This is a genomic window from Herbiconiux sp. (genome assembly GCF_023264895.1).
Taxonomy (GTDB): Bacteria; Actinomycetota; Actinomycetes; order Actinomycetales; family Microbacteriaceae; genus Herbiconiux.
In genome coordinates, this window is record NZ_JAHFUY010000128.1 from 1 (window position 1) to 9,339 (window position 9,339).

General features: G+C 71.5%; 8 protein-coding genes. 4 read left to right on the plus strand and 4 right to left on the minus strand.

Annotated elements, in window-relative coordinates; genetic code table 11:
- Positions 1-207 precede the first annotated feature (207 nt).
- On the minus strand, positions 208-1,413 hold the full coding sequence (locus tag Q0D57_RS18155) for a trypsin-like peptidase domain-containing protein (protein ID WP_291046728.1): 1,206 nt from the start codon (positions 1,411-1,413) through the stop codon (positions 208-210).
- Between the two features lie 97 nt (positions 1,414-1,510).
- Between Q0D57_RS18155 and Q0D57_RS18160 the strand changes: the two genes are divergently transcribed.
- Positions 1,511-2,920: an MFS transporter gene (locus Q0D57_RS18160; RefSeq protein WP_291046729.1), complete on the plus strand. Its 1,410-nt coding sequence runs from the start codon at positions 1,511-1,513 to the stop codon at positions 2,918-2,920.
- 87 nt (positions 2,921-3,007) lie between these two features.
- On the opposite strand, the gene Q0D57_RS18165 is transcribed toward Q0D57_RS18160, so the two are convergent.
- The 3 genes from Q0D57_RS18165 to Q0D57_RS18175 all read right to left on the minus strand — a co-directional run bounded on the left by Q0D57_RS18165 (position 3,008) and on the right by Q0D57_RS18175 (position 5,302).
- A complete protein-coding gene (locus Q0D57_RS18165; protein WP_291046731.1) occupies positions 3,008-3,664 on the minus strand; it encodes a copper resistance CopC family protein in 657 nt (218 codons plus the stop codon).
- The gene (locus Q0D57_RS18170; RefSeq protein WP_291046732.1) at positions 3,661-4,452 is read right to left on the minus strand and encodes a YcnI family protein; all 792 of its coding nucleotides are present in this window, start codon (positions 4,450-4,452) and stop codon (positions 3,661-3,663) included. The genes Q0D57_RS18165 and Q0D57_RS18170 overlap by 4 nt, the downstream gene beginning before the upstream one ends.
- 103 nt (positions 4,453-4,555) lie before the next feature.
- On the minus strand, positions 4,556-5,302 hold the full coding sequence (locus tag Q0D57_RS18175; RefSeq protein ID WP_291046734.1) for a hypothetical protein: 747 nt from the start codon (positions 5,300-5,302) through the stop codon (positions 4,556-4,558).
- A gap of 262 nt (positions 5,303-5,564) precedes the next feature.
- Between Q0D57_RS18175 and Q0D57_RS18180 the strand changes: the two genes are divergently transcribed.
- The 3 genes from Q0D57_RS18180 to Q0D57_RS18190 all read left to right on the plus strand — a co-directional run.
- Positions 5,565-6,539, plus strand: coding sequence for a sigma-70 family RNA polymerase sigma factor (locus Q0D57_RS18180; RefSeq protein WP_291046736.1), 975 nt, complete (start codon positions 5,565-5,567; stop codon positions 6,537-6,539).
- A gap of 236 nt (positions 6,540-6,775) precedes the next feature.
- Complete coding sequence (locus Q0D57_RS18185; RefSeq protein ID WP_291046738.1) at positions 6,776-7,906, plus strand: hypothetical protein; 1,131 nt, start codon at positions 6,776-6,778, stop codon at positions 7,904-7,906.
- Positions 7,907-8,028: 122 nt separating this feature from the next.
- On the plus strand, positions 8,029-9,339 hold a 1,311-nt coding region (locus Q0D57_RS18190; RefSeq protein ID WP_291046739.1), incomplete at its 3' end, for a chaplin family protein.

Here is a 9,339-nt window from a genome sequence, read left to right on the forward strand (position 1 = left end):
TGGTTCCGAGGTCGATGCCTACTGCACGAGCCATAGTGGCTGTCTCCTTCTGTTGCGTTGCCTGAGCCTGTTGAAGCCTGAGTCTGTTGACGCTGAGCCTGTTGAAGTCTTTCCAAGACCTGAGCCTTGTGACCTCAAGTTTTCCACGACCCCGGGTCGGCGTCAAGTTCTCACAGCAAAAGTTGAGTCTCGGCGACTCAACTTGAGTCAGGCCGCTGGCCCCGCGATCAGCGTCACCGCGGCGGATGCGGCCGCCCCGGCGGCCGTCGTCCACTCCAGCGTCACCGTCTCTCCGGGCTCCCGCGTTCCCAGGTTCGCGGTGAGCTCGGCGGCACTCGAGACCGGCACACCGTCGACCGCGGTGATGACGTCGCCGGCGGCGAGGCCGGCCGCCTCGGCCGGAGTGCCCTCGTAGACCCCGGCCACGACGGCGCCGCCTGCTGCACTGCTCGCGCCGATCCCGACCCCGAGGAAGCCCGGGTATCCGATCTCGATGAACTCCGTGTCGGCACCCGCGTCGATCTGCGCCACGATGTCGAGCGCGTCGTCGATCGGGATAGCGAACCCCGTGATGTCGGCGGTGCCCGACGACGCGGCCGTGTCGATGCCCACGACCTCACCGGCCGTGTTCACGAGCGGTCCGCCCGAGTCGCCCGAGACGATGTCGGCGTCGACCTGGATGAGCCCGGTGAGGCTCTCCCCCTCGGCTCCGGTCTCGCTCTGCATGGTGATCGACTGCTCGAGCGCGGTCACGGTGCCGGTGGCGGCCACGAGGTCACCCGTGCCCTGGGCGTTGCCGACTGCGGTGACGGTGTCTCCCACGGCCACGGCCGCCGCGTCGCCGTCGCCCGCGCTCGCGAGCACGGCCGTCTCGAGTCCGCTCGCGCCGTCGAGCTGCAGCACCGCGATGTCGTGCGTGGCGTCGGTGCCCACCACGGTGGCGCTGTAGACGGCGCCGGTGAGCTCATCCGTCACCTCGATGCCCGTCGAGCCCTCGATCACGTGGTTGTTGGTCAGGATGAGCCCGTCGCTCGTGAGCACGATGCCGGTGCCGGCCGACTGCGCGCCCTGGTAGGCGAGATCCGAGACGATCGTCACGACCCCGGCGGTCTGCTCGGCGCTCGCGGCCACGGCGTCGGTCGTGGCGGTTCCGGATGCCGTGGACCCCTGCGAGTAGGGATCGAGCGAGTAGTAGGCGTACGGATCCAGCGGCGCCCGCGAGTGCGGGCGGAGGGACACGGCGCCAGAGGCGGAGGCCGCAGCGGGCGACGCCGCAGAGGCGGAGGAGGAGGCGGTCGCCTCCGACTGCCCCACGGCGTAGGCGGCGGTTCCCACGACGAGCGCGCTCGCGAGGGTGAAGGCGGAGAGGCACGCGATGACGCCGGTGCGGCGGCGGAAGGTCTTCGAGGTCATGACCCCATCCCATCCGGCGGATCCGTGCGCACGCTTCGACCGGACTATGGAGTCCCTATGACCCCGAATGTTCACCGCCCGGCATTACTGTGACTCCATGACCGACGGCACGTCCACCCCCTCCACCCCCGCCCCTGCCGGTGCCGCGGAGGGCCCGGCACCCAAGCGGAGTCACGTGCTGGCCTGGGGGCTGTGGGACTGGGGATCGGCCTCCTTCAATGCCGTCATCACCACCTTCGTCTTCACGGTCTACCTCACGAGCGACGCGTTCGGCGGCGAGACCGCGGTGTCGGCCCAGCTCGGCATCGCCATGACCATCGCGGGCGTGCTCGTGGCCCTGCTCGCACCCGTCACGGGCCAGCGCTCCGATCGGCGCGGCCGGCGCAAGCTCTGGCTCGGCATCAACACCTACATCGTGGTGCTGCTCTCGGCGCTGATGTTCTTCGTGGCGCCCGACCCCTCCTACCTGTGGCTCGGCCTCCTGCTGCTGGCCGTCAGCACCGTGTTCTTCGAGTTCGCGGGCGTCAACTACAACGCCATGATCCGCCAGGTCTCGACCCGCGCGACCATCGGCAAGGTCTCGGGCTTCGGCTGGGGCATGGGCTACGTCGGCGGCATCGTGCTGCTGCTGTTCGTCTACTTCGGGTTCATCGAGCCGATCGGCGGCAGCGCCCTGTTCGGCGTGCCCGACACCGACGGCTACCCGATCCGCGTCACGGTGCTCGTCTCCGCCATCTGGTTCGGGGTCTTCGCTCTGCCCGTGCTGCTCTCGGTGCCCGAGTACAGCTCGCCGAAGGCCGCGGGCACGCTCGAGCACCCGGCGCCGGCCGCCAAGCGGGTGGGCTTCATCGAGTCGTACCGCATCCTGTTCCGTGACATCCGCACGCTCTACCGTGAGAGCCGCCAGACGGTCTACTTCCTGCTCGCGAGCGCCGTCTTCCGTGACGGCCTCACGGGCGTGTTCACCTTCGGCGGGGTCCTCGCGGCCGGATCGTTCGGCTTCTCCTCGGGCCAGGTCATCATCTTCGCCATCGCCGCCAACATCGTGGCGGGGGCCTCGACCATCGTGGTGGGCCTCCTCGACGACCGGTTCGGCGCCAAGCCCGTGATCGTCACGGCCCTCGTGGGGCTCGTCGTCTGCGGATCGGCCGTGTTCTTCCTGCACGACGGCGGGCAGACGGTCTTCTGGATCTTCGGCCTCGCGCTCTGCGCGTTCGTCGGCCCCGCGCAGTCGGCGAGCCGCTCGTTCCTCGCCCGGCGCATCCCCGAGGGGCGCGACGGCGAGATCTTCGGCCTCTACGCCACCACCGGCAAGGCGGCCACGTTCCTCTCGCCGGCCATGTTCACGCTCTTCATCGGCATCGGCGCCGCGATCGCCGGCCCGGGGGTGAACGTGCAGTACTGGGGCATCCTCGGCATCGTGCTCGTGCTCCTCGTGGGGCTGCTGCTGCTCATCCCCGTGCGCACGAACGCGGATGCGGCGAGCGCGCCCGCCCGCACACGCTGAGCCGGCCCGAGACCGCGCCCGACAGCGCGGGAGCGCCACCGCCCGACCACGCGGGTCGAACGATGGCGCTCCGGTGTCTGCCGTGGGTCAGGCCGCCCTGCGGCTCCTGATCACGAGGGCGACCACGACACCGGCGACCACCAGCACGAGCAGTGCGCCTCCGAGCCCGACCCAGACGAGGGCTCCGGAGTCGCCGCCCTCGGCGGCGGTTCCGGATGCGTCGGGCGACGGCGTCACCGGATCACCGGGTTCCGCAGACGCCGCCGGCGTGGGTGCCGACGTGCCGCCACCCGGCTCAGTGGCGGGCGCAGTGGCGGGCGCGGTCGTGGGCGCGGGCGCCGCCACGGGCCCGGCGTAGGTGAACCCGTACTCCCCCGACACCGGGTGGCCGTCGGAGGACACCGTCTGCCAAAGCACCGTGTAGGCGCCCTGGGCCGTCGGCGCCACCGACACCGTGAGGGTGCTGTCGACGATCGAGACCGGATCGGTCACGATGTTCGCGCCCGCGGCATCCCGCACCTCGATGGCGATCGCCGAGGCGAAGTCGGTCAGCGGCGGTTCGTTGAACCCGAGCACCACCTGCGTGAGCGGCTCCGTGACGGTCGAGTCGGCGGCCGGCGAGGTCGACACGAGGTAGTCGTGGGCCGAGGCGCTGCCGGCCCCGACGACCCCGCCGAGGAGGAGGCCCCCCGCGGCGACGGTCGCGGCGGTCACGCCGGCCAGTGCGCGTCGCAGCGCGGTCACGCGTTCGCCTTCACGCTTGCCTTCTCGGCAGCGGGGCGGCGGAGAAGTGCGACGACCGCCACCACGAGCGCGATCGCACCGAGCCCGAACCCGCCGATCCCGAGCCCGAGCGAGAGGGGGTCGGGTCCCTCAGAGGCCCCGGCCGCTGTCGCGCTGCCGTCGTCCCCGCTGCTGGCCGTGTCGCCCGCCGCATCCGCGCCTCCGCCGTGCGCGCCGTGGCCGGCCGAGGCATCCGCGTTCTGATCGATCACGAGCACGGGCGCCGGGTGCTCCGGCTCCTCGCCCGACTCGAGCGGGGCATCCACCCAGTCCACGACCGAGCCGTCGGTGTAGCCCTGGTGCGCCGGCAGCAGTACCTGGTCGGTGTCGGGCACGGGCCCGACCGAGATCGGGAACTCCTGGAACTGCCCGTCCACGATCCCCACCCCGTCGTCGGCGGTCCACACCACCGAGAGCGGTGCGCGGGTGAGCGTCGCCTCGCCGACCGTGATCGGCTCGGGCAGGGCTCCCTCGATCACCTCGGCGCTCCAGCCGGGCACGGGCTGGTAGCTCACGCTCGTGAACGGGGTGTCGGTGGGCAGGTCGACCTCGATGCGGTTCGTGCTCGCGGTCTCCGACTCGTTGGGCACCTTGAAGGTGAGGGTGGTGTAGCCGCCGACGACGGCGGTCGCCGGGTCGACGCGCACGTGCGCGCTCGCGGCGAGGGGCGCCGCCAGCACGACGGCGGCGGTGAGAAGAGCGGATGCGGCGCCGACGGTTCCGAGGCGCGCGCGGGATTGCTTGGTCATGATGGGTCCTTCGAGATCTGGTCGTCGCACGACGGTCGCCGTGCGCGGTCGAGCGGGAGCGCGCGGCGCACCCCTCGACGACCAGGGCGGAGGATCCGGCCGGTCAGGCGGGGTGGGCGAGGAGCGCGCGCGTCGAGCGCGGCGGACCGCGGTGGCGGAGGGTCCCCGCTACCACCAGCAGGTCTCGGAGGAGGTCCGGGGTCGCGGCCACGACCGGCCGCACGAGGCCGGCCGGGCGGGCGGGGGTCTGGGCGAGCCCGGCGACACGGGCGAAGTCGATCACCGCGGCGAAGGCGCGAGCGAGGGCGCGGCCGGGGCGGAGGAGCCCGATGCCGGGTGTGCCGGGCGCGGTGCGGCCGAGCTCACGGATGCGCGTGACAGCCTGCTCGCCCCGGCGGAGCGCGACGATCGTCACGACCGCGGCGACGGCGTGCGAGACCCACATCCAGAACGACGGATGCCCGTGGCCGGCCGCACCCGACGCATCCGTCGCCGTCGCGCCCAGCTGAGCGGCGAGCCCGCCGTAGCCGTCGAGGCCCGCGTGCCCCGTATGGGCAGCGTGACCTGTGTGCGCACCGGCCGCCGGTGCCATCGAGGCCGCTCCCCCACCCACCTCGAACAGCAGGTGGAAGACGAGCTGGCTGCTGACGATCGACGTCGCGAGGGTGAGCATCCGGAGCCGTCGACCCGCGAGCGCGATGCACACGAGCACCGCGAAGGCGGCGGCGAGGGCGAAGCCCGGTGCCCCTGGCGCGCCGCCCCCGGCGACGACATGGGAGAAGGCCGCGACGAAGACGGCGACCGTCGCGGCGACGAGCCCGCGGGCGACCCGCGTGATCCTGTCGCTCATTCGTCCTGCCGTCCGTTGTTCCCCGAACCCAGTCTATCCGCGGGATTCCGCGGGAAATCTCCTCGAAGAATGTCTTGAAATCGAAGGAGTAAGACTGACAAGATGTTAGACGAACTAGGTACTAGTGGGTCGAGGCGTCCCTTGTCAACCCCCCGCTACCCCATTAGGGGGGACAAGGGTTGCGAGGCTAACCTGCCGATACGACCGGGATAGTCGAGCAGTTCCACACCAGTGCAGCATTCGATGTAGATACGGAGATGACATGTCACGCGCAGCAGTCACGACAGCCCCTGAGATCGACGACGCCGAGCCCCAGGCGCGTCTGACCGACATCCGCGGTGCCTCCGAGGACCCGGTGAAGGACTACCTCCGCCAGATCGGTCGCACCCCCCTGCTCACCGCTGAGGACGAGGTCGACCTCGGCCGCCGCATCGAGGTGGGCGTGCTCGCCGACGCGAAGCTGTCGGAGACCCCCCTCATGGACGCGACCCTCAAGCGCGAGCTGCAGTGGCTCGCCCGCGACGGCCAGGCCGCCAAGCGCCAGCTCATCCAGGCCAACCTCCGCCTCGTCGTCTCCATCGCCAAGCGCTACCTCGAGCGCGGGCTGCCCTTCCTCGACCTCATCCAGGAGGGCAACATCGGCCTCGTGCGTGCGGTCGAGAAGTTCGACTACCAGGCCGGCTTCAAGTTCTCGACCTACGGATCCTGGTGGATCAAGCAGTCCATCAACCGCGCTCTCGCCGACAGCGGCCGCATCATCCGCATCCCCGTGCACACCTCGGAGAAGATCTCGTCGATCACCCGCATGCAGCGTCGGCTCATGATCGAGCTCGGCCGCGAGGCCACGATCGAGGAGGTCGCCGCCGCCGTCGATCTGCCGCCGCAGAAGGTGCAGGAGCTCATCCGCCACGGTCGCGACACGGTGTCGATCCACACGCCCGTCGGAGACGACGACGCAGAGCTCGGCGACCTGATCGAGGACACGACGCAGGCCCAGCCCTTCGACGCCGCCGCCGCATCGCTGCAGCACCACGACCTGTCGGTGGCGCTCGCCACCCTGCCTCCTCGCGAGGCGCGCGTGGTGTGCATGCGGTTCGGCCTCGACGGTGAGGACCCCATGTCGTTCGACCAGATCGGCGACGTGCTCGGGGTCTCGCGCGAGCGTGCCCGTCAGATCCAGCGCCGTGCGCTCGGCATGCTGCGTGACGAGTCGCTGCACGACTACCTGATCGCGTAGTCGCATCCTTTATAAGAGGAGTCGCCCTTCGGGGCGGCTCCTCTTTTTTCGTCTCCGGATCATGCCGATCGACGCCTCCGACGCGGCGTGCCACTTCCATGCGCGCGAATGCTAACTACTGAGAGAACTACCTAGAGAATACGGAAGCGCCGCGGAACGTGGCGGCACGGGCCTTGACGCGACAGCTGTCGAGGAGTGGTGTGGGCGTAACTATCCGGAGAAGGAGGTGACGCCCCGTGGACGCGACGACGAATTCCGACCAGATCGAACCCGCTCGCACGCGCTCGGGCCGTTTCCTGCGCATCGGCCTCGGAGCTGTCGGCGTCGCCGCCGGGCTCCTGGTGGCGGGTGCCGTCTTCGGTGGGTCGTCCGCTTCCGCCGCCGAGGGCGATCCGCTGCTCGGCGGGGTGCTCGAGGGCGTCGGTTCGACGGTCTCGTCTCTTGACCCCGCGCTGGGGTCGGTCACCGACGTCGTCGACCAGGTCGTGTCGGGCGTCACCGAGAACGTGGTGACCCCGGTCGCGGAGCCGGTCGTCGAGGCACTTCCTGAGCCGGTCGCGGCCCCTGTGGCCGAGGTCGTGCAGGTCGTCCCCGAGGTCACCCAGGCCGTCTCCGACGTGGTGGAAGCCGCGCCGGTCGCCTCGGTCGTGACGCCGGTCGCCGAGGCCGTCGACGGGGTCGTCACGGCCCTGCCGGTCGTGCCCGAGGTCGTCGGATCGGCGCCCGTGGGCACCGTCACAGCTCCGGTCGCGGGCACCGTCGACGGAGCGCTCGAGGGTGTCGCCGGCGCTGTCCTCCCGGCGGTCGACGGGGTCGTCGCACCGGTCGTGGACGCTCCCGGCGATGGCGGCCTGATCCCCGGATTCCCGGGCATCCCGACCGTTCCCGGAGCCCCCGGCGACGACGGATCCGGCCTCGGCGTCGACGTCGACCTCCCCGGTTTCTCCGCCCTCCCGGCAGGCCTCACAAGCGGCTCCGGCGTCGCCGCTCCGGCGGCTGGCGGAGCGGCGCTTGCCGCGTCTCCTGCGCTCTTCTCGACCTCCGCGTCGACCCTCCCTGCAACGTCCCTCGGTGCTCCCGCGGCGGCTTCCGCTGCGGCCGCGCCGGGGGCCACCGGAGTCCGTTCGACCCCCGGTGGCGGCGGTTCGCCGTTCTCGCCCGGCGGGCCCGGTGGCGACGTCGTGCCGCTGCCGTCGTCGTCCTCGGGTGCCGGCAGTGCCGGTGCGTCGGGCGCGGGCTCCCCCGTGGGTGCCGAGTTCTCCGCTGCGGGCCTCGGGCCCGTGGTGAGCGTCATCCTCTCCGGTATCGCCGCCGACGACGACCTCCCGTCGTCGCCGGTGCACGACACCGACACCTCTCCTGACTGAGTAGGTTCCGCCCCTGCCCCGACCGCTCTCCGGTCGTGGCGGCAGGGAGACGGACCCTCGCGCCCCCGCGATCTCCGCGGGCCTTCGGCGCACACCTACTCACCAGTTTGGAGAACATCCTCATGAACAAGTACGTCTCGAGAGGGCTGCTGACAGTCCTCATCACCGGTGGCCTCTGCGCCGTCGGTGCGGGAGTCGCGAACGCAGCCGGCACCGACGGCTCCGACGGCGTGGCATCCGGCAACCAGGCCCTGATCCAGATCGACCTCCCGATCGACATCGGCGGCAACGGCATCTCCCTCATCGGAGACAGCTCGTCCGACGGCAGCTCCGTCGCACCCGCGGCACCTGCCCCCGAGCCGGCCGCCCCCGTGGTGGAGGCGCCGGTCGAGGAGGCACCCGCACCGGAGCCCGCACCGGCTGAGCCCGTGTTCGAGCCCGGCCCGGTCATCGTGCCGAACCCGTCGGAGCCGGCTCCGGCCCCGGCCCCGGCTCCGGCTCCGGCTCAGCCCGAGGCGCCGGCTCCGACCACCGACGGCAGCGACTCGCTCCTCGGCGGCAACCAGGGTCTGATCGATGTCAACGTCCCGATCACGATCGGCGGCAACGGCATCAGCGTGATCGGCGACTCCGAGTCCACCGGATCCGAGAACACCGCGGGCACCGGCACGGACACCGGGGCGGGCGCCGGCAGCGCCGGCGGTTCGACGTCCGGTGAGGACGGCGTCGCCGGGGGCAACCAGCTCCCGATCGACATCGACGCTCCCGTCACGATCGGCGGCAACGGCATCTCCGTGATCGGCGACTCGAGCTCGTCCGGTTCCGAGAACGGCACGACCACCGGGTCGGGCTCTCCCGCCACCGGCAGCACGTCCGGTGAGGACGGCGTCGCCGGGGGCAACCAGCTCCCGATCGACGTGAGCGCCCCGGTCACGATCGGCGGCAACGCCATCAGCGTGATCGGCGACTCCGAGACCGACGGCTCCGCGGTCACGACCGACGCCGTCACCGGCACGGGCACGGGCACCGGATCCACCGGCGGCACCACCACCGGCGAGGACAGCGTCGCAGGCGGCAACCAGGTCGCCCCGGTCGTCACGCTCCCCGTGACCATCGGCGGCAACGGCATCTCCGTCATCGGAGACTCCACCACCGACGGCTCCGACGTCACGACCGACGCCGGCACCGGCACCGGCACCACGGGCACCGGCACCGGCACCACGGGTGGTTCGACCACCGGTGAGGACGGCGTCGCAGGCGGCAACCAGGTCAACCCGGTCGTCACCCTCCCCGTCACCATCGGCGGCAACGGCATCTCCGGCATCGGCGACTCCACCACCGACGGCTCCGACATCACCACCGACGCCGGCACCCCCGGCACCGGCACGGGCACCGGATCCACCGGCGGCACCACCACCGGCGAAGACAGCGTC